Source organism: Desulfobacter vibrioformis DSM 8776, assembly GCF_000745975.1.
GTDB lineage: Bacteria > Desulfobacterota > Desulfobacteria > Desulfobacterales > Desulfobacteraceae > Desulfobacter > Desulfobacter vibrioformis.
Genome location: NZ_JQKJ01000004.1, coordinates 80,507 through 100,147 on the forward strand (window position 1 = coordinate 80,507; position 19,641 = coordinate 100,147).

A 19,641-nucleotide genomic window follows, 5' to 3' on the forward strand; every position below is an offset into this window, starting at 1 on the left:
TCTTTTATGACGAAGACTGCAAGGAGTTACGTGTAAGATGAAAAAAGACACCCATCCGAACTACACTAAAACAACAGCAACCTGTGCCTGTGGCGCAACATTTGACATCAGTTCCACAAAAGAGAATATCAAGGTGGAAATTTGCTCCCAGTGCCATCCCTTTTTCACCGGGAAGCAGAAACTGGTTGACTCTGCCGGCCGTATTGACCGTTTCAAGAAAAAATACGCAGGGTTTGACGCAACCAAACTGGTTTAGCTGTTATATCGGCAGATATGCAAGAGGGGTCTTGAACAAAGACCCCTTTTTGAATTTTTATCCGGGGCGCTTTGACAATGATCAGAAAACTAAAAGGCACTGAAGAACGATTCATAAAGATTGAGCATCTGCTCAGTGATCCCGCAGTGATGGCGGATCAGAAAAAGTACCAGGAATATCTCAAGGAACACGGTGAATTGAACAAGATTGTGCCGGTGTTCCGGGAATATACGGGCGCAGAAGAAGAGCTCAAGGAAGCCAAGGCGCTTCTCAAGGACAGTGACCCTGAGATCCGGGCCATGGCTAAGGAAGAGATCCCCATACTTGAATCCAGAATCGCCCAGCTTCATGAGCGGCTTAATATTCTTTTGATGCCCAAGGATCCCCGGGATGAGAAAAATGTCATTCTGGAAATCCGGGCCGGCACCGGCGGTGAAGAAGCCGGTATTTTTGCCGGAGACCTTTTCCGCATGTACACAAGGTACGCAGAGTCCAAACACTGGAAGATCGAAATCATTGAGAAGAATGACTCGGCTGCCGGTGGGTTCAAGGAAGTGGTTTCCATGGTGCAGGGCAAAGGCGCCTATTCCCAGTTCAAATATGAAAGCGGTATCCATAGGGTACAACGGGTTCCTGAAACTGAAACCCAGGGCCGTGTCCACACCTCTGCGGTTACCGTGGCAGTTCTGCCCGAAGCCGAGGATGTGGATATTGAGATTAATCCTGCGGATCTGAAAGTGGATGTGTTCCGTTCTTCGGGTCCTGGTGGCCAGTCTGTAAATACTACGGATTCCGCTGTCCGCATTACCCATATTCCCACAGGCGTTGTGGCCACCTGCCAGGATGAAAAATCCCAGCATAAAAACAAGGCCAAGGCCTTAAATGTTCTTAAGTCCCGCATCCTTGATGCCAAGATCCAGGAAGAGGATGCCAAACGGGCTGCCGACCGGAAAGGGCAGGTGGGTACAGGTGACCGGTCCGGGCGCATTCGCACATATAATTTCCCCCAGGGCCGGATGACCGATCATCGTATCGGTCTGACCCTGTACCGGCTGGACAGTATCATGGAAGGCGATATCCAGGAAGTGATTGATGCCTTACGAGCGCACAATCAAACCCTGGCCTTGAAAGACAGCTAGTCCGGGGAAGCTGATCTGTGGATGCCTGGACCATAAAATCCATTCTTTCCTGGACAGACACCTATTTTTCACAGCGTCGTATTGACAGCCCCAGGCTTACGGCTGAAATCCTTTTGGCCCAGGCCCTGGGGCTGCGTCGTCTTGATCTTTACCTCCAGCATGACCGGCCTTTGGAAAAGCAGGAACTTTCAGATTTCAAGGCCCTGATCCGGCGCAGGACCGCAAGGGAGCCTGTGGCGTATATCCTAGGTCGCAAGGGTTTTTTCAAGGAGCAGTTCAAGGTTGCCCCGGGCGTGCTCATCCCCAGGCCGGATACGGAAACCCTGGTGGAAACGGCTGTGGATCTCTTGTCACAAATAAAACAGTGCGGCAGACAGGCCTGGGTGATGGAGCTTGGGGTCGGGTCTGGTGCGGTGATTATTTCCATTGCCAATGCCTGTCCAGATCATCTCTATTTTGGAAGTGAACTCTCTTCGGTTGCACTTGCCATCGCCTGTGACAATGCAAGGGCCTTTGCCCGGACCCCGGTATCGTTATTCAGAGGAGACTGGCTTTCGGCGGTGGCCCCCCGGGCAGTGTTTGATCTGATCCTGTCCAACCCGCCGTATATCCCCAGTGCCGACATTGAATTGCTGGAACCGGAGGTCAGGGACTGTGAACCCCGCCTGGCTCTGGATGGGGGGAAGGACGGCCTGGATGCCGTCAGAACGATTCTTGCCCAGGCCGGTGAGAGACTTTTGCCTTCCGGCCGTTTGATTCTTGAGATCGGATTTGACCAGAAATCCCTGGTAAAAACCGTTGCTGAAAGGTTTTCCTGGGTGACTGAACTGGATTTTATCAAGGATCTTGCCGGGCATCACCGGCTGGCGGTTTTCAAAAAATAAATTGATTGTTCCCTCTCTTTTTGATATAGAAATTTGGATTTTGCTTTTGCAAACATAGAACACACACTTGCGGACCTGTGATCCGGTGCTTTTTAAAAGTCGATTTCGGGGATGAAGCAAGTGGATGAACATTAAAAACCATTGAAAAAACTGGAGAAAAAATGGCTTACATTACAATCAAAGAATTACTGGAAGCAGGGGTACATTTCGGACATCAGACCAAACGCTGGAACCCCAAAATGAAACGGTACATTTTCGGTGCCAGAAACGGAATCTACATTATTGACCTTCAGCAGACCGTTAAATTGTACAGACAGGCCCATGATTTCATTAAAAACATTACTGCAAACGGTGGTGATGTGCTGTTTGTGGGGACCAAAAAACAGGCCTCCGAAGCCATTTACGAAGAAGCCAACAGAGCGGAAAGTTTTTATGTTGAAAACCGGTGGTTAGGCGGCATGCTGACTAATTTCCAGACCATCAAAAATAATATTTCCCGTTTCCATTTTTTAAATTCCATTGAAAATGATGGGACGTTGGAAAATTATCCCAAAAAAGAACAGGCAAAAATGCTTAAGGACAAGGCAAAACTGGAATTTGCCATTGGCGGTATTTCAAATATGAAAAAGCTGCCCGCAGCCCTGTTCATTATTGATTCCAAAAATGAAACCATTGCCGTAAAAGAAGCAAAACGACTGGGTATTCCCATTGTCGCCGTGGTAGACACCAATTGTGATCCCGATGATATTGATTATGTCATTCCCGGCAACGATGACGCCATCCGTTCCATCCGTTTGTTTGCCTCCCGGATTGCCGATGCCGCAATTGAAGGCCGTCAGATCTGGGAAGAGCGGCAGCGTGCAAAGTCAGACCAGGATGAAGGTGCTGGCAAGGTATCTGACGGCGGAGCCGGTGAACAAATCGGTATCGAGGTCGTTTCTGACGGTACAGACGGACCTGTGATTGAGAAAATTAAAAGAAAAACAGCGGGGGCGGAAAATTCAGAAACCCAAGAATCTGTAGCTGCTGAATAGCCGTCATGGGTTGACATCGTCTATTTATACCTGGGTGTAGCCCGCAACAAAGCAAGGACGTAATTCAAGAAATTATTGTTTATATGAAAAATAATAAAGATTTTAAATATACGAAACAAAGGAGCATACAGAATGGCTGAGATTACTGCACAAATGGTAAAGGAGCTTCGTGGTGCCACCGGCTCGGGGATTATGGACTGCAAAAAAGTCCTGGCCGAGGCTGACGGGGATTTGGACAAGGCAATTGATCTTCTGCGCAAAAAAGGTCTGGCCAAAGCAGCCAAGCGTGCAGGGCGGTCCACCAGCGAAGGCATTATCTACTCCTACATCCATACCGGTGCAAAACTGGGTGTGCTGCTTGAAGTGAACTGCGAATCTGATTTCGTGGCAAAAACCGAAGATTTTGCAAATTTTGCCAAAGATATTGCCATGCACATTGCGGCTGCCAATCCGGCGGGTCTGGTTCCCGAAGACGTGGATGCGTCCGTCATAGAAAAAGAGCGTGAAATCTACCGTGCCCAGATGTTGGAAGAAGGCAAGCCCGAAAATATCATTGATAAAATTGTGGACGGCAAGGTGGAAAAATTCTATAAGGAAGTCTGCCTGTTGAGCCAGCAGTACATCAAAGATCCCCAGAAAACCGTTGAAGATGTTCTCAAAGAAACCATCGGAAAGATCGGTGAAAATATCCAGATTAAAAGATTTGCACGTTTCCAGATAGGAGAATAATTCTTGGATACAAAGCCTGAGTTTCAACGGGTTCTGATCAAGTTAAGTGGCGAAGCCCTGATGGGTAATCAGGGCTACGGCATTACGCCTGAGATGATAAACTATGTGGCCGGTGAAGTGGCCAAGGTATTCCGTCTGGGTGTGGAGATTTCAATTGTCGTGGGCGGCGGCAACATTTTTCGCGGGGTGGCAGGGTCTTCTGCCGGCATGGACCGGACGTCTGCCGACAATATGGGGATGCTGGCCACTGTTATTAACAGCCTGGCCCTGTGCGATGCCTTGGAAAAGCACGATATCCCCACCCGGGTTCAGTCTGCCATCCGCATGGACAGGGTGGCAGAGCCTTTTATCCGCAGGAAAGCCATCCGTCATCTGGAAAAGGGCAGGGTGGTGATTTTTGCTGCCGGTACCGGCAACCCTTACTTTACAACGGATACGGCGGCAGTTCTCCGGGCCAACGAGGTCCGTGCCCAGATTCTTTTTAAGGCCACCCAGGTGGAGGGGGTGTATGACAAGGATCCCCAGGTCCATGATGATGCTGTGATGTTTGATAAGCTGTCGTATATGCAGGTGATTGAAAAACAACTTCATGTCATGGATATGACCGCCATATCTCTTGCCATGGAACAGGACCTTCCTTTACAGGTGCTCAACCTGCACAAGGCTGACAATATATATAAAGCGGTCACGGGCGGGGAAATCGGTACACGGATTTATAATAAATTAACGGACGTGTGAATATGATTAATGAAGTGCTTGAAGAGACCAGAGAACGAATGGGGAAATCCGAGAAAAGCTTTGAGGCCGAACTTAGCAAAGTGCGTACTGGAAGGGCCTCCCAGTCCATGCTTGACAACGTCAGGGTGGATTATTACGGTGCCCAGACTCCCCTTCCCCAGATGGCCACTGTATCGGTTCCTGAAAGCCGGCTGCTGACGGTAAAGCCCTGGGACGCCTCAGTGATTAATGAGATTGAAAAAGCCATATTAAAGGCAAATCTCGGACTTACACCTTCCAATGACGGTAAGCTGATTCGTATTTCCATCCCGCCGCTGACCGAGGAGCGCAGGAAAGAGATCGTAAAAAGCGTGGCTAAAACCTGTGAGGACTTCAAGGTGGCCGTCAGAAATATCCGCAGGGATTCCAACGAGATGCTCAAGGAGCTCCAGAAAGAGGGAGATATCTCCGAAGACGACAGTTTCAAAGCCCAAAAACAGGTCCAGGACTTCACCGACGCTTCCATCAAAAAACTGGACGACATCTTTGCCGCCAAGGAAAAGGAAATTCTTGAAGTCTGATTCTAGTATCCAGGTGCCCGACGAACTGGATCTAAACGCCATTCCCGCCCATGTGGCCTTTATCATGGACGGAAATGGCCGCTGGGCAAAAAAAAGGCTGATGAACCGGGCTAAAGGTCATGAACAGGGGGTGCAAACCGTTGAAGAAGTTGTCTCGGCCTGCAGGGATCTGGGCATTGGCGTACTCACCCTGTATGCCTTTTCAACGGAAAACTGGGCCAGGCCCAAGGTAGAGGTCAAGGCCCTGATGCATCTGCTTAAACGTTTTCTTAGGACCAAAACCGAAGAAATCCGGAAAAAGGATATCCGGCTTAATATCATGGGCCAGATTGAACGGCTTCCCGACGATGTACGCAAGGAAGCTGAACAGGCCATGGCTGTCACGCAAAAGAATTCAGCCATGATCCTGAATCTGGCCCTAAGCTACGGGGCAAGGGAAGAAATTACCCGGGCGGTTCAACAGATTGCCGCAAAAATCAAATCCGGTATACTTGAGCCCAAAGAGATTACGGATAAAACGGTTTCTGACCACCTCTATACTGCCGGCATGCCGGACCCGGACCTTATTATCCGTACGTCTGCAGAGTTCCGGCTTTCCAATTTTCTCATGTGGCAGGCTGCATATTCTGAACTGGCTTTTACACCGACGCTCTGGCCTGATTTCACCAGGCAGGAGTTTTATCAGATTTTAATTGATTACCAGCAACGGGACCGGCGTTTCGGGAAAGTATAATGCAGCACTTCAAACGATGGCTTACCGCACTGATTCTTACACCCCTTCTGCTCTGGGTTATTATTAAAGGGTCTATACTGTTATTTGCCGCCCTGGTCTCCGGGGTTTCTGTTTTTGCGACACTTGAATATCTTGATATCATCTGTGCCAATGATACCGGCCCCGTTCCCCGGACAACCCGGATTATCTCCTATGTCGCCTGTATGGTGCTGGTCATGGGGGCGTGTCTTGGATCCTGGCAGATTCTGTTTTTTATTCTTGCCCTGGATCTGATGGCCCTTTGTGGGTTTGTACTGGTAAGGTTCTCGACCTTGCCCCATATTTTTGACCTGGTGGCCCGGCAGGTGCTTGGCATTGTCTACATCCCTTTATCTTTGGCCCTACTGGTTTTTATCCGGAACGCAGAGGGCGGGGCTTTGTGGGTGATCTGGCTGCTCATCGTCTGTTTTGCCAATGATACCGGAGCCCTTTATGTGGGAACGTTTAAGGGAAAAAATAAACTTGCACCTAAGATCAGTCCCAATAAAACCATTGAAGGGGCTGTGGGGGGGCTGGTGATTTCGGTAACGTCCGGGCTTGTTTTTAATCTTATTTTTTTCCAGGATGTGTCCCTTGCCCTGATCGGTATCCCCTGCGCATTGTGTGTTGCCGTTGCAGGTCAGGTGGGCGACCTTTTTGAGTCTGCCATGAAGCGGGTTGGCCACATCAAGGATTCGGGAAAAATTCTGCCGGGTCACGGCGGCATGCTGGACCGCATTGACGGGTTGCTTCTGGCCATCCCGGTATTTTATTTTTTTTCGGTATTTGTCCTGTGAAATCGTTCACCATATTGGGCTCCACAGGTTCCATCGGCACATCTGCCCTTAAGGTGGTGGGGATGCACCCGGATAAGTTCAGCGTCAAATGTCTGACCTGTGCCACCCATATTGATCTTCTGGCCGTGCAGATAAAACAGTTTAAGCCGGCCATGGTGGCCGTGCTGGACGAACAGCGGGCTGACCGTCTGGCAAAAATGCTTTCAGGCGCCTTTTGCCCCGAAATCCTGTGGGGTGAATCCGGTTTTATTGCCGCAGCCCAATGGGCGGATACAGATATGGTGCTTGCCGCCATGGTGGGGGCTGCAGGCCTTGCCCCGGCCCTTGCCGCCATTGATGCCGGCAAACCGCTTGCCCTGGCCAACAAGGAAACCCTGGTCATGGCCGGTGATATTGTCATGGCCCGGGCCCGGGAAAAAGGGGTGGATATCCTGCCCGTGGATTCCGAACACTGCGCCATTTTTCAATGCCTGCAGGGCAACCGGAAACGCGATCTTAAAAAAATTTTTCTCACGGCCTCGGGCGGACCTTTCAGGAATCTGCCCCATGACCGGTTTAAGACCATTACGCCGGCCCAGGCCCTGGACCATCCCACCTGGAACATGGGTGCCAAAATCTCCATTGATTCCGCCACCCTGATGAACAAGGCCCTGGAGGTCATTGAAGCGGTCCGGCTTTTTGATATCCGCGTTGATCAGATCCAGGTGTTAATTCATCCCCAGAGCATTGTCCATTCCATGGTGGGGTTCAAAGACGGTGGTGTCATGGCACAATTAGGAGAACCGGACATGATGCACGCCATTGCCTATGCCTTTTCCTATCCGGACCGCATGGATTTGAACCTGAATTTTCCCGATTTTGCCGCCATGGACGGATTAACCTTTGACGACCCTGATACAAGCCGTTTCCCATCCCTTGAATTTGCCTATGACGCCTGCCGCAGGGGCGGAACCCTGCCTGCGGTTATGAATGCTGCCAACGAAGCTGCCGTGGACGCCTTCCTTAAAGAACGTATCGGTTTTGCCGATATTTTCACCCTGGTCCGTGAGGTCATGGGTGCCCATACCTGCATTGACAATCCCGAGCTTTCAGGTATTATTGAGGCCGATTGCTGGGCCAGGGAAAAGGCACAATCCCTGATCCAAAGTCTTGCATAACAAACTTTAGGAAAATCGATATGGGGCATTCTCTTCTTGCATTTATCATTGTTATCGGCGTATTGGTTTTTGTCCATGAACTGGGGCATTTCCTTGTCGCCCGGGCCTGCGGCGTGGGGATTGAGGTGTTTTCCCTGGGGTTCGGGCCAAAGATTTTAAAAATTAAACGGGGAATGACCCAGTATTGTATCTCAGCCATTCCTCTGGGCGGATACGTTAAAATGACCGGAGAGGAGCCTGGTGATGCAAAAACGCTTGATGAAAAAGCCATTCATCTCTCCTTTACCCATAAAAGCGTGGGGCAGCGGGCGTTGATTGCAGCGGCTGGCCCGGCATTTAATTTTTTTCTGGCCATCGTGATTTTTTACCTTTTATATCAAACCAGCGGCATCTACATGGGACTTCCCCAGGTGGGCAAGGTGGTGGACGATTCCGCGGCCATGGCTGCAGGCATTAAAAATGGGGATGTGATAAAGGAGATTGACCGTGTACCTGTCCAGTCTTTTGAGGACATTTCCCGGATTGTTTCAAAAAGTGACGGTAACCCTTTGACCTTTCTTGTGGAACGGGAAGGTGAGGTCCGTTCCTTTACGATTACCCCCCGGACCCGGGAAGAGAAGAACCTGTTCGGGGAGACCGTGAACCGGTATGTGATCGGTATTATCGGCACCGGCGAAACCTTTCATTCTCCCTTAAACCCCGGGCAAGCCGCGGTCCGTGCTGTATCCGATACCTACGGGATGGTGAAACTGACGCTTTTGTCCGTGGTGAAAATGTTCACAGGGGCTGTGTCTGCCGACAATCTGGGCGGTCCCATCATGATTGCCAAGATGGCCGGGGATCAGGCCCGGGCAGGGTTTGAAAATTTTGTATGGTTTATTGCGCTCATCTCTGTAAACCTTGGGATCATCAATCTGTTTCCCATCCCGGTTTTAGATGGGGGGCATCTTTTATTTTTAAGCATTGAAGCGCTCAAAGGCAGCCCTGTCAACACCCGGGTGCGTGAGAAAATGGTTCAGTTCGGGGTAGCTGTGCTGATGACTTTAATGGTGTTTGTTTTTTATAATGACATAGTCAGATTATTCAACGGTGGATTATAATGATTTCCAACATCGAAATCACGTTAAAACAGGATTTAAGGGATGCCGAAGGCCAGTCCCTGGTGAAAAAGGCCCATGCCTATTTCGGCATTAAAATGGATGATGCCCGGTGCATCAATATCGTGACCCTGGAGTCTGATCTGGGTCAGGACGAACTGGAAACCATACGCCGGGAGATATTTACCAATCCTGTTATTCAGGAATCCAGTCTTGGCCCCCTGGATATTGACTTTCATTTCTGCATCTGGGTGGGATTCCGCCCGGGGGTTCGGGACAATGCCGGGGCCACGGCTGTGGAAGCGGTCAGGGACCTTCTTAAAAAAGATTTTTTGCCTGGCGAGAATATTTACACATCTAAACGGTACTGCCTGACCGGTGCTGAACTGACCCGGGAAGATGCTGAAAAAATTGCCCGCCAGATTCTGTCCAATGGTATCATCCAGCAATACAAGGTGTTTGGCAAAGACCAATGGGACAAAAAGACCGGGGCAGATGTAAAACCTGCCAAGGTAATTTTAAATCATACCCCCGGCTTTGACTTCATGGATATTGATAGCGATGAGATCCTTGCACGGATTTCCCATGAACGCAGTCTGTCACTGAATCCCAGGGATATTCCTGTGATCCGGGGGTATTTTCTGGATAAAAAGGTTCTGGCGGAGAGGGCCCAGATGGGGTTGTCAAAGCCCACGGATGTGGAGCTTGAATATATTTCCCAGTCCCGGTCCGACCATTGCTGCCACAACACCTTTAACGGGATTTTCAGATATACGGACACAGAAACCGGGCAAACCACGACGGAAGACTCTTTGTTTAAGACCTATATCAAAGCACCCACCCTGGCCCTGAAAGAGACCAAGAACTGGGTGGTTTCCGTGTTATGGGACAATGCCGGTGTGGGGGCGTTTGATGATGAGAATAACTATGTGATCACCGGAGAAACCCATAACTCCCCTTCCAACATGGAAGCCTACGGCGGTGCCATTACAGGAATTGTGGGGGTCTACCGTGATCCCATGGGCACGGGTCTAGGTTCCAAGCTGTTCATGGGCAGTTTCGGTTTCTGCGTGGGGGATATCAATTATAACGGCCCGTTAAAGCCCCCCCTTCATCCCCGGCGTCTGCTTGACGGCGTTATTGAAGGCGTCAAGGACGGGGGGAATAAAAGCGGGGTGCCGACTACTTTTGGCCAGACCCTGTTTGACCCGGGGTATATGGGCAAATCCCTGGTTTTTGTAACGGCGTTGGGGATTATGCCCAAAACCGTGAATGGTAAGCCAAGCCATGAAAAAACCACCTCACCGGGCGAGCTGATCATCATGAGCGGCGGCCGTGTGGGCAAAGACGGAATCCACGGGGTAACCGCCTCTTCCAAAAGCTATTCCGAGAATACCCCGGCCGGCCATGTCCAGATCGGTGATCCCTATACCCAGAAAAAAATGCATGATTTTCTGCTGATATGCCGGGATGAAGGGCTGATCACCTTTATTACGGACAATGGCGGCGGTGGATTATCCTCTTCCGTGGGCGAGTCTGCCATGCTCTCCAATGGGTGTGAGGTCTGGCTGGACAAGGTGCCCCTGAAATACGAGGGCATGGACATGTGGGAAATCTGGATTTCCGAATCCCAGGAGCGCATGACCATTGCCATCAAGCCTGAAAACCTGGACCGGTTCATGGCGTTGTCTGATCTTCATGAGGTGGAATCCACGGTTATCGGCAAATACACCGATTCAGGCAAACTGCATATCAAATACAAGGATAAGACCTGTGCATACGTGGATATGGACCTTCTGGACAAAGGGTTCCCGGCCTGGGAATTTGAGGCGGTGTGGACCCCGCCAGCCAGCCGCGGCCTGACAGAACCTGTGATCTCCACACCAACAGATTTTAACAGCCTGCTGGAACAGATGCTGGCCAGGCCCAATATCTGTTCCAAGGAGTGGATCATCCGCCAGTACGACCACGAGGTCCAGGGCGGCTCCGTGATCAAGCCCCTGGTGGGAATCAACCGCAACATTCCCACGGATGCTTCGGTGACCCGGCCCGTGCTCACCAGCGAAAGCGGGCTTGCCTTTTCCCAGAGTATTCTGCCCTGGTACTCAAAAATTGATGCGTATCATATGATGGCCTGTACCATTGATGAGGCCGTACGCCGTCTCATTGCCGTGGGCGGGTCCCTGGACCACATCGGCGGGGTGGACAATTTCTGCTGGCCGGATATCGGATATGACGCGGTGTCCAATCCGGACGGGAAATTCAAGGCCGCCCAGCTTGTCCGGGCCTGCCGGGCCTTGAAAGATGCCTGCATGGCCTATGAGATTCCATTGCTCTCGGGCAAGGACTCCATGTATGTGGACGGCCATCTGGAAGGGGCCTTTGGTGAGCGTATCAAAGTGTCAGCTTTGGAGACGGTTCAATTCTCCGCCGTATCCCTGGTTCCCGATGTCAGCCGGTGTGTGACCCTGGAGCCCAAGACAGCGGGCGATTATTTATATGTTCTGGGAAGTACCGGGGACGAGCTGGGGGCATCTGAGTATTACGAGATGTTCGGAAAAACCGGTCTTAATGTGCCCCGGGTTGACTTTTCAAAGCTTAAAACCTTGTACAAGGCCCTGGAAAAAGCCATTGACAAAGAACTGGTTGCCTCATGCCATGCTGTGGGGCGCGGCGGTTTAGGCATTCACTTGAGCCTTGCGGCAATGGCCGGCGGACTTGGCCTTGACATTGATCTGGCTGGATTGCCCCTGACAGACAATCTGCCGCTTTCCAGTGAAAAAGCCTTATTTTCCGAGTCTGCGGGACGGTTTATCGTCACTGTGGGCCCGGATAAAAAACAAACCTTTGAAAAACTGTGCAAGGGACTGCCCTGCGCATGTCTTGGCAGGGTAACCGACAGCCATGACCGGCTCAACATCTCAGCAGACGGTAACCCTGTGGCAGATCTGCCGGTTGCAACCCTTGATTCAGCATTCAACAAGACCTTTGGAGATAGAATATGAGCGGCGCAAGCGCTGTAAAAGCGCTGATACTGACGGGATTTGGCCTGAACTGTGATTCTGAAACCGCCTTTGCCTTTGAAAAGGCCGGTGCTGGTGCTCACCGGGTGCATATTAATTCCCTGATCAGAGGCGATGTCCGGTTGGCGGATTTCCAGATTCTTGCATTCGGCGGCGGGTTTTCCTGGGGGGACGACCATGGGGCAGGGGTGATCCAGGCCCTGAAGCTGAAGAACAATATCGGAAAAGATTTGCTGGACTTCGTGGATGACGGCAAACTGGTCATCGGGATCTGCAACGGATTCCAGGCCCTCGTGAATTTAGGCCTTTTGCCCGGCCTGGACCAGGATTATACCCGCAGGTCCGTGGCCATTACCTATAATGACTGCGGCAATTTCAGGGACCAGTGGGTGAGGCTTGTGCCCGATGCAGACAGCCCCTGTGTGTTCACAAAGGGATTGGGCGTATCTGACTATCCGGTACGCCACGGTGAAGGAAAGGTTGTTGCGGACCCTGACGTCCTTGCAAGCCTTATTGCCAACCGCCAGGTGGTATTCCGGTATGCAGATGCCAATGGTGTGCCTGCAAAGGGTGCCTTTCCGGCCAATCCCAATGGGGCTTTGGATGATATCGCGGGCATCTGTGATCCCACAGGACGAATATTCGGCCTGATGCCCCATCCCGAAGGCTACAATCATTTTGGCAACCATCCGGACTGGCCCAGGCAGAAAGCTTGTGCAAAGCGCCAGGGCAAATCCCTTGAACAGACCATCACTACCGGAATTCGGCTGTTTGAAAACGGTGTGAACTATATCCAACGCTCTGTATCTATAGGCTGAATGAAAACCCCCAACTCAATGTTATAAACTCAAGCATTGAGTTTTTTATTTTACCATGAAGGACATGAAGAGCATGAAGAGCATGAAGAATATATACCGGAAAATTAATCTTCATGTCCTTCATGCTCTTCATGGTTTTAATTCGGAAGCATCTTAAGCATGCTGGGAACCATTGTAAATACCTTTGCCATCCTGGCAGGTACAACCATTGGAATGCTGTTTCGAAACGGAATTCCTGAAAAGTACAACATCACCGTGCTCCAGGCCATTGCCCTGTCCGTCATTCTTATCGGACTGAAAAGTGCCTTGGGGTGCCCGGATATTCTGGTGATCATTATCAGTCTTGCCGTTGGTGCCGTTATCGGTGAGTTTTTAGCCATAGAAGCGTATCTTAAAAATTTGGGGGATTTTCTGGAAAGAAAATTCACAGATCCGGTCGCCTCAACCCCTTCCATGTCAACGGCCTTTGTTACGGCTTCCCTTTTATTTTGCGTAGGTTCCATGGCCATAGTGGGCTCCCTTGAAAGCGGACTCACAGGCAATCATGCAACCTTGTTTGCCAAATCCTTTCTGGACGGTGTGACTTCCATTATCCTGACCGCATCCTTAGGGGTCGGGGTGGGGCTTTCCGCCGGGGCTGTTCTGGTTTACCAGGGCGCCATAACCCTTGCCGCAGGATTCATGAAACCCTATCTGATCCCTTCGGTGGTCAGCCAGATGTCCGGGGCAGGGGGGCTGCTCATCGCAGCCATTGGATTGAACATGATCCGGGAGAAAAAGATTGCCGTGGGCAACATGCTGCCGGCCATTTTTCTGCCGTTGATCTATTATTTTGCCACAACCCTATTCAAGTAATGTCATGGCCATTGATATTGCATTTTTTATTGGGACCTTAAGACAAGAGGTTGAGACCTACCAGGTGCCGGTGGTGGACCTGATTGCCGTCCAGAGCCGGTCTGCCTTTAAAGTGCTTGTGGCCACGATCCTGTCCGCAAGAACCAAGGATGAAGTCACGGCGGTTGCGGCCCAGCGCCTGCTGGAAAAGGCTCCGGACCCTGGATCATTGAGAATGCTTTCCGTTTCCCATATCCAGGACCTGATTTTTCCCGTGGGGTTTTACAAATCCAAAGCGCAATATTTATCCAAACTGCCCGATGCCCTGGATGCCTTTGGGGGAAAGGTCCCTGATGAGATTGAGGCGCTGGTGACGCTTCCGGGGGTAGGGCGTAAAACCGCCAACCTGGTCAGGTCCGTGGCCTTTGACAAGGACGCCATCTGCGTGGACACCCATGTACACCGGATCATGAATATCTGGGGGTATGTGAAAACAAAAACCCCCCTTGATACGGAAAAAGCATTAAGGAAAAAGCTGCCGAGAAAATTCTGGAAAGAGGTGAACCGGATTCTGGTTGCCTTTGGCCAGGGCACCTGCCGTCCGGTCGGCCCCCATTGTTACCGTTGTGTACTCGAAGAACACTGTCCTAAAAAAGGGGTGAAACCGGCAAAACCGCCCCGTTTTTAGTGTTACTCTGATGCTGCTCTGTAAATTTCTTTGTCTCGTCGGGGACCCACTGCAAGGACATAAACAATGACTTTTTGTTCGACGATCCTGTAAACAACCCTGTAATCACCGATTCGCAGTTTTCTGAAATTTTTCAAGTTATGGGACAGAGGTATCTCGTACTGATCCGGGGCTGTTGTCAGTTTTTTATCAATTGTCTTGATGATGCGGCTGGCGGCCGACGGTCCCACGCTTTTTAAATCATCATCAACATCTTTATGATACAAAATTTCCCAGGTCATTTTGTATATTTTTCCATCATCTCTGCGTGGGAAATTGTCTCGGCAGGATCAAAATTCTGAATCCTGGACAGGGCCAGTGCTGTGAGACGAAGATCCTCAATTTCATCAATCCTTACTATATGAATGATCAATAAAAATATTTAACAATATTTCACGAGTTTGTAAGGATAATTAAACTCGGTGAACATTTTCTGACAAGTTTTCATAGGTAGGGAGTCCGCTCTACTCTTGCTTTTTAGGTAACGGATTTACTTGAAAAATCCAATGGGTTTTGCTCTAATAGACAGGCAACACCATGAATACTTTTACACCTTGAGCTTTCAAGTCTGTTGAATCAAACGGTTTCAAATTGGATGGTGAACTTATCTGTTTCTCCCACATTGGAGGCATTTTTTCCATGATTTCTCAATCCGTTCGTACACAGATCAACCGTCTTTGCGCGCGTTATCCGCGTAAGGAATCTGCGCTTATGCCGGCGTTATCCCTTATGCAGCGTGAGAACGAAAATGTGCTGACCCGTGCACAGATCCGTGCTGTTGCAAAGGCGGTTGGCGTCTCTGCTGCAAAGGCCTTCGGTGTGGCAACATTTTACACGATGTACAATGTTGGCGGCACGATTGGTAAATATCATCTCCAGGTAGATACCAATATTCCTGCTACCCTTATGGGGGGACTGGAAATCCTGGCGCACCTGGAAAAGATTCTGGGTATCAAAGCAGGGGAAAGTACGGCAGATGGTCTGTTCACCCTGACGGCAGTCGAGTGTCTGGGCTCGTGCGGAACCTGTCCGGTTATTCAGGTTAATGATGTTTATTACGAAAACATGACTTTCGCCCGCACAGACGAGCTGATTGCCTCCCTGCGCAAAGGCGTGATGCCCCGGGCTGATCCCACGTCATTTTTTTATACCGAGCCGGGTATTCTTTTGAAAAATCGCGGTCAACCCAGCATTGCGCCACACGATTATGCGGCCTTGGATAAGGCCCTGGGCATGGCACCTGATGTTGTCCGCGCAGAAGTGACGAAATCATTATTGCGCGGAAGAGGGGGGGCCGGCTTTCCTGCAGGAACCAAATGGGGCTTTTTGACCCAAGACGCCACCAGGCCTGTGTACCTGGTGTGTAATGCAGACGAAGGTGAGCCCGGAACCTTCAAGGATCGTCAGATCATGCAGTATGATCCCCACCTTCTCATTGAGGGGATTGCCATTGCTGCACATGCTATCGGTGCCCGAACAGCCTTCATCTATATCCGGGGTGAGTTCGGTTTTATTGCGGATGTTCTGGAAAAGGCGATTGCCCGGGCCCCGGTGAAACATATTGACATTGTTGTTCATCGTGGCGCGGGGTCCTACGTCTGTGGTGATGAGACCGCGTTGATGGAATCCATTGAAGGCAAACGCGGCAATCCACGTCCCAAACCGCCGTTTCCTGCCAATATCGGGCTGTATGGTTGCCCCACGATCATTAACAATGTCGAGACCCTTTCCTGTCTGCCTTATATTGTGACCCATGGTGCGGATGCTTTCAAAAAGATCGGCACGGTTGGGAATTCAGGGCCAAAGATTTATAGTGTGTCAGGGCAGGTCAACAAACCCGGCGCTTTTGAATTTCCCATGGGTGTGACACTGGACAAGGTGCTGGCGGCGGCCGGGGGCGTGAAAGGAACCTTGAAGGCTGTGATCGTCGGCGGATTGTCGGTTCCTATCCTGACGGCACAAGAGGCAAAAGGACTGGTGCTTGACTACGCTTCCTGTGTTAAGGCAGGAACGCTGCTCGGTTCCGGCGGTATTATGGTGATGAATGATACCGTGTCTATTCCGCAGGTGGCGCTGCGTACCATAGCGTTTTATGCTCACGAATCTTGCGGGCAGTGCGTTCCCTGCCGTGAAGGGTCGAATTTGATCAAGAACCGGCTGAGCGCGCTGGTAAAAGGGACAGGCACCCACAAAGATATAGATTTAATCCTCAAGATCTGTGCTGGGGTTAAAGGATTGACCCTTTGCCCGCTTGGAGAAGCCTTTGCCATGCCGGTTGAGGCAATGGTCAAAAAATTTCGTCCTGAATTTGAAGCCCTTGTAAAATTTTAACTGGAGAAAATTCAATGTCGATAATTCAGATCAACGGCCGGGCGTGTCCATTTGAGGGGGAAAAAACAATCCTTGAAGTGGCGCGGGACAATGGGATCTATATCCCCTCTCTGTGTTATCACAAAAAGACAGGTCCTGCGGGCAAGTGCCGGGCGTGTGTCGTAGAAGTCGAAGAGATGAGAGGGTTACAGACCTCCTGTACAGTGATGGCCCGGGATGGCATGACAGTAACGGGCAATTCTGTCAAAGCGCTGGAAGCACAGAAAATGGTCGTGGATCTTCTGCTGTCCAGCGGGAACCACGACTGTCTGGCCTGCGAGCAGAACGGACAATGTGAGCTTCAGGATGCGGCTTACTTTCTCGGGATTGAGCGTGGCTCGTTCAAGTATGCTGACATTCCCCGGGAACTGGACATCAGTTCCGCGTGCATCCAGGTGGATCGCAGCAAATGTATCGCCTGCGGCCGCTGCGTCAGCGCCTGCAATACTGTTGTCGTAAATGAAATTCTGGATTTCAAGTATCGTGGCCACGAGACAGCCATCGTGTTTGATGATGACCGTCAGATGGGCCAGTCCGGTTGTGTGCAGTGCGGCGAATGTGTGCAGCTTTGCCCGGTGGGGGCATTGGTTGATAAAAAGTCAGTTGGAAAGGGACGTCCCTGGCAACTGGAAAAGGTGGATACCACCTGTCCGTACTGCGGCGTTGGCTGTCAGGTGACTTTGCATGTGGACAAACAGAACAACAAGATTGTTCGCGTGACCGGGCGGGAAACTTTTCCCAATGAAGGGATGTTGTGTGTCAAGGGGCGTTACGGGTATGAGTTCCCTTCCAATGAAACCCGTTTGAAATACCCAATGATCAGGAAAAACGGCGGGCATGTCCGTGTTTCCTGGGACGAGGCCTTGGATTACACAGCAAGCCGTATCAAGGCCCTTGTGGACAGATATGGTCCTGATACCTTTTCTGCATTTGGATCGGGGCGTATTACCAATGAAAATAATTACGCCATCCAGAAGTTTACCAGAGGGGTAATCAAGACCAACAATGTGGATCATTGCGCCCGGGCTTGTCACGCGCCCACAGTGGCCGGTCTGGCTGCCGCATTCGGATCCGGCGCGATGACCAATTCCATCAGGGAAATTGGTGATGCACAAGTTTTGTTTGTGATCGGTTCCAATACCACCGAGGCCCATCCGGTTATTTCGTACTTCATGAAACAATCGGTTAAAAAGGGCGGCACATTGATTGTCAGCGATCCGCGCAAGATTGATTTGACACGGTGGGCCGGATTGCACGTGCAGCACAAGGTGGGAACGGATGTCCCTTATCTGAACGCCATCATCCATGACATATTTGCCAATGGGTGGGAAGATAAAGCGTTCCTGGCGAACTGTACCGAAAATCCTGACCAGATCCGGGAGTGGGTCAAGGAATGTACGCCTGAAGCGGCCTCTGAAATTTGCGGGGTCCCGGCAGAAACGATCCGCCAGGTGGCGCGTATCCTTGGAACGGCCAAATCAGCCAGTGTGTGTTACACCCTGGGGATTACCGAGCATATCTGCGGAACTGACAATGTAAAAACCATTGCCAACCTGCAAATGGTATTGGGAAATCTGGGGAAGTACGCTGCCGGGGTGAATCCCCTGCGTGGTCAGAACAACGTGCAGGGTGCCTGTGATATGGGGGCCCTGCCCAACGTGTTCCACACCTACCAGCCGGTGGATGATCCCGCGGTGGTTGCCAAGTTTGAAAAGGCCTGGGGGGTGGCCGGCATGTCTGCCAGGCCCGGTTACAAAATGCCCACCATGCTGCGCAAGGCACTGGACGGCGGCACCAGGGTGCTTTACTGCGTGGGTGATAATACCGTCCAGACCGAGCCGAACATGGCACACACGATCAAACAGCTTGAAGCCCTTGAATTCTTTGTCTGCGTGGATATTTTCCCGACCATTACGACGCACTACGCGGATGTCATTTTCCCGGTTACCGCATGGGGTGAAGAGGATGGCACCTTTACCAATACGGAACGTCGTGTACAACGTGTCAGAGCCGCATTGAAGGCCCCGGGAGAAGCGCGTTCACATTGGCGGGTGATGCAGGCACTTGGCAAACGGTTGGGGGTGGATCTTGGATTTACCTCTTCCCGGGCCGTGTATGAAGATATGCGAAGATCCTCTACCAGCTACGCAGGAATTACCTGGGACCGTATTTCTGAGAAGGGATTGCAATGGCCTTGTCCCACGCTGGAGCACCCGGGTACAAAATTTTTGCATAGGGACGGCAAGTTTACCCGGGGCAAAGGGTTGTTCCACCATACGGTGTATCGTCAGCAGGCTGAGCCGCCGGATCAGGCGTATCCATTGGTGCTTTCCACCGGAAGACGTCTCTGGCACTACCATTCTGGAACCCAGACGCGTAATTGTGTCGGATTGGAAGCGCTGTTCCCCGAAGAGTTGATGGAACTGAGCCCTGTTGATGCCGAAAATCTGGGCATCAAAACCGGAGATCAAGTCAAAGCCATCAGCCGTCGGGGTGAGATTCGGCTGACAGCCTGGGTGACTGAACGATCGGCACCCGGTGTTTGCTGGTGTTCTTTCCATTTCTGGGAAGCCTGTGGTAATGTGCTGACCATTGATGCCTTTGATGATGTGGCTGAAACTGCCGAGTACAAGGCGTGTGCAATCAAGCTTGAAAAGCTTGCCGACGGCACCATGGACCGGGCGAGCGATGTGAGGCGGCAGGCCAGACCCTGATTTTTCTGGACCC

At 51.0% G+C, this 19,641-nt stretch carries 18 protein-coding genes; 17 read left to right on the plus strand and 1 reads right to left on the minus strand.

The window, feature by feature from the left end; translation table 11 throughout:
- Positions 1 to 37 precede the first annotated feature (37 nt).
- From rpmE to Q366_RS04790, 15 genes are all read left to right on the plus strand, one after another.
- A complete protein-coding gene (gene rpmE / locus Q366_RS04720) occupies positions 38 to 256 on the plus strand; it encodes a 50S ribosomal protein L31 (protein ID WP_035236810.1) in 219 nt (72 codons plus the stop codon).
- Positions 257 to 333: 77 nt separating this feature from the next.
- A complete protein-coding gene (prfA, locus tag Q366_RS04725; RefSeq protein WP_084691717.1) occupies positions 334 to 1,395 on the plus strand; it encodes a peptide chain release factor 1 in 1,062 nt (353 codons plus the stop codon).
- A 17-nt stretch (positions 1,396 to 1,412) separates the two neighbouring features.
- Positions 1,413 to 2,279: a peptide chain release factor N(5)-glutamine methyltransferase gene (prmC, locus tag Q366_RS04730; RefSeq protein WP_035236813.1), complete on the plus strand. Its 867-nt coding sequence runs from the start codon at positions 1,413 to 1,415 to the stop codon at positions 2,277 to 2,279.
- 161 nt (positions 2,280 to 2,440) lie between these two features.
- Entirely contained in the window at positions 2,441 to 3,313 is an 873-nt protein-coding gene (gene rpsB / locus Q366_RS04735) for a 30S ribosomal protein S2 (RefSeq protein ID WP_035236815.1), read from the plus strand.
- A 132-nt stretch (positions 3,314 to 3,445) separates the two neighbouring features.
- Positions 3,446 to 4,042 carry a translation elongation factor Ts gene (gene tsf, locus Q366_RS04740; protein ID WP_035236817.1) on the plus strand — a complete coding sequence of 199 codons (597 nt, stop codon included), beginning with the start codon at positions 3,446 to 3,448 and terminating at the stop codon, positions 4,040 to 4,042.
- 3 nt (positions 4,043 to 4,045) lie between these two features.
- Entirely contained in the window at positions 4,046 to 4,780 is a 735-nt protein-coding gene (pyrH, locus tag Q366_RS04745) for a UMP kinase (RefSeq protein ID WP_035236819.1), read from the plus strand.
- 2 nt (positions 4,781 to 4,782) lie between these two features.
- Complete coding sequence (gene frr, locus Q366_RS04750; RefSeq protein ID WP_035236820.1) at positions 4,783 to 5,340, plus strand: ribosome recycling factor; 558 nt, start codon at positions 4,783 to 4,785, stop codon at positions 5,338 to 5,340.
- Positions 5,330 to 6,073: an undecaprenyl pyrophosphate synthase gene (locus Q366_RS04755; protein WP_084691718.1), complete on the plus strand. Its 744-nt coding sequence runs from the start codon at positions 5,330 to 5,332 to the stop codon at positions 6,071 to 6,073. Before frr ends, Q366_RS04755 begins: the two co-directional genes overlap by 11 nt.
- On the plus strand, positions 6,073 to 6,888 hold the full coding sequence (locus Q366_RS04760; RefSeq protein ID WP_035236822.1) for a phosphatidate cytidylyltransferase: 816 nt from the start codon (positions 6,073 to 6,075) through the stop codon (positions 6,886 to 6,888). The genes Q366_RS04755 and Q366_RS04760 overlap by 1 nt, the downstream gene beginning before the upstream one ends.
- Entirely contained in the window at positions 6,885 to 8,045 is a 1,161-nt protein-coding gene (locus Q366_RS04765) for a 1-deoxy-D-xylulose-5-phosphate reductoisomerase (protein WP_035236824.1), read from the plus strand. The genes Q366_RS04760 and Q366_RS04765 overlap by 4 nt, the downstream gene beginning before the upstream one ends.
- A gap of 20 nt (positions 8,046 to 8,065) precedes the next feature.
- Positions 8,066 to 9,145, plus strand: coding sequence for an RIP metalloprotease RseP (gene rseP / locus Q366_RS04770; RefSeq protein WP_035236826.1), 1,080 nt, complete (start codon positions 8,066 to 8,068; stop codon positions 9,143 to 9,145).
- Positions 9,145 to 12,147, plus strand: a complete 3,003-nt coding sequence (locus Q366_RS04775) for an AIR synthase-related protein (protein WP_035236828.1) — start codon at positions 9,145 to 9,147, stop codon at positions 12,145 to 12,147. The genes rseP and Q366_RS04775 overlap by 1 nt, the downstream gene beginning before the upstream one ends.
- On the plus strand, positions 12,144 to 12,983 hold the full coding sequence (locus tag Q366_RS04780) for a phosphoribosylformylglycinamidine synthase subunit PurQ (protein WP_035236830.1): 840 nt from the start codon (positions 12,144 to 12,146) through the stop codon (positions 12,981 to 12,983). Before Q366_RS04775 ends, Q366_RS04780 begins: the two co-directional genes overlap by 4 nt.
- Positions 12,984 to 13,142: 159 nt before the next feature.
- Positions 13,143 to 13,838, plus strand: a complete 696-nt coding sequence (locus Q366_RS04785) for a DUF554 domain-containing protein (protein ID WP_035236832.1) — start codon at positions 13,143 to 13,145, stop codon at positions 13,836 to 13,838.
- Positions 13,839 to 13,842: 4 nt separating this feature from the next.
- The gene (locus Q366_RS04790; protein WP_035236834.1) at positions 13,843 to 14,505 is read left to right on the plus strand and encodes an endonuclease III domain-containing protein; all 663 of its coding nucleotides are present in this window, start codon (positions 13,843 to 13,845) and stop codon (positions 14,503 to 14,505) included.
- A gap of 2 nt (positions 14,506 to 14,507) precedes the next feature.
- Here Q366_RS04790 and Q366_RS04795 read toward each other — a convergent pair whose 3' ends face one another.
- Positions 14,508 to 14,786 (minus strand): type II toxin-antitoxin system RelE family toxin, encoded by a 279-nt coding sequence (locus Q366_RS04795; protein ID WP_035236835.1) that lies wholly within the window; start codon positions 14,784 to 14,786, stop codon positions 14,508 to 14,510.
- A gap of 397 nt (positions 14,787 to 15,183) precedes the next feature.
- On the opposite strand from Q366_RS04795, the gene nuoF reads away from it, so the two are divergent.
- Both nuoF and fdhF read left to right on the plus strand, forming a co-directional pair.
- A complete protein-coding gene (gene nuoF / locus Q366_RS04805; RefSeq protein ID WP_156968115.1) occupies positions 15,184 to 16,875 on the plus strand; it encodes an NADH-quinone oxidoreductase subunit NuoF in 1,692 nt (563 codons plus the stop codon).
- 14 nt (positions 16,876 to 16,889) lie between these two features.
- Positions 16,890 to 19,628, plus strand: coding sequence for a formate dehydrogenase subunit alpha (fdhF, locus tag Q366_RS04810; RefSeq protein WP_051957824.1), 2,739 nt, complete (start codon positions 16,890 to 16,892; stop codon positions 19,626 to 19,628).
- Positions 19,629 to 19,641 lie beyond the last annotated feature (13 nt).

What these genes read in the sequence shown, in the direction of transcription:
- rpmE (WP_035236810.1), top strand. Translation starts at nt 38, where the DNA reads ATGAAAAAAGACACCCATCCGAACTACACTAAAACAACAGCAACCTGT.
- prfA (WP_084691717.1), top strand. Translation starts at nt 334, where the DNA reads ATGATCAGAAAACTAAAAGGCACTGAAGAACGATTCATAAAGATTGAG.
- rpsB (WP_035236815.1), top strand. Translation starts at nt 2,441, where the DNA reads ATGGCTTACATTACAATCAAAGAATTACTGGAAGCAGGGGTACATTTC.
- tsf (WP_035236817.1), top strand. Translation starts at nt 3,446, where the DNA reads ATGGCTGAGATTACTGCACAAATGGTAAAGGAGCTTCGTGGTGCCACC.
- frr (WP_035236820.1), top strand. Translation starts at nt 4,783, where the DNA reads ATGATTAATGAAGTGCTTGAAGAGACCAGAGAACGAATGGGGAAATCC.
- Q366_RS04760 (WP_035236822.1), top strand. Translation starts at nt 6,073, where the DNA reads ATGCAGCACTTCAAACGATGGCTTACCGCACTGATTCTTACACCCCTT.
- rseP (WP_035236826.1), top strand. Translation starts at nt 8,066, where the DNA reads ATGGGGCATTCTCTTCTTGCATTTATCATTGTTATCGGCGTATTGGTT.
- Q366_RS04775 (WP_035236828.1), top strand. Translation starts at nt 9,145, where the DNA reads ATGATTTCCAACATCGAAATCACGTTAAAACAGGATTTAAGGGATGCC.
- Q366_RS04780 (WP_035236830.1), top strand. Translation starts at nt 12,144, where the DNA reads ATGAGCGGCGCAAGCGCTGTAAAAGCGCTGATACTGACGGGATTTGGC.
- Q366_RS04785 (WP_035236832.1), top strand. Translation starts at nt 13,143, where the DNA reads ATGCTGGGAACCATTGTAAATACCTTTGCCATCCTGGCAGGTACAACC.
- Q366_RS04790 (WP_035236834.1), top strand. Translation starts at nt 13,843, where the DNA reads ATGGCCATTGATATTGCATTTTTTATTGGGACCTTAAGACAAGAGGTT.
- Q366_RS04795 (WP_035236835.1), bottom strand. Translation starts at nt 14,786, where the DNA reads ATGACCTGGGAAATTTTGTATCATAAAGATGTTGATGATGATTTAAAA.
- nuoF (WP_156968115.1), top strand. Translation starts at nt 15,184, where the DNA reads ATGATTTCTCAATCCGTTCGTACACAGATCAACCGTCTTTGCGCGCGT.
- fdhF (WP_051957824.1), top strand. Translation starts at nt 16,890, where the DNA reads ATGTCGATAATTCAGATCAACGGCCGGGCGTGTCCATTTGAGGGGGAA.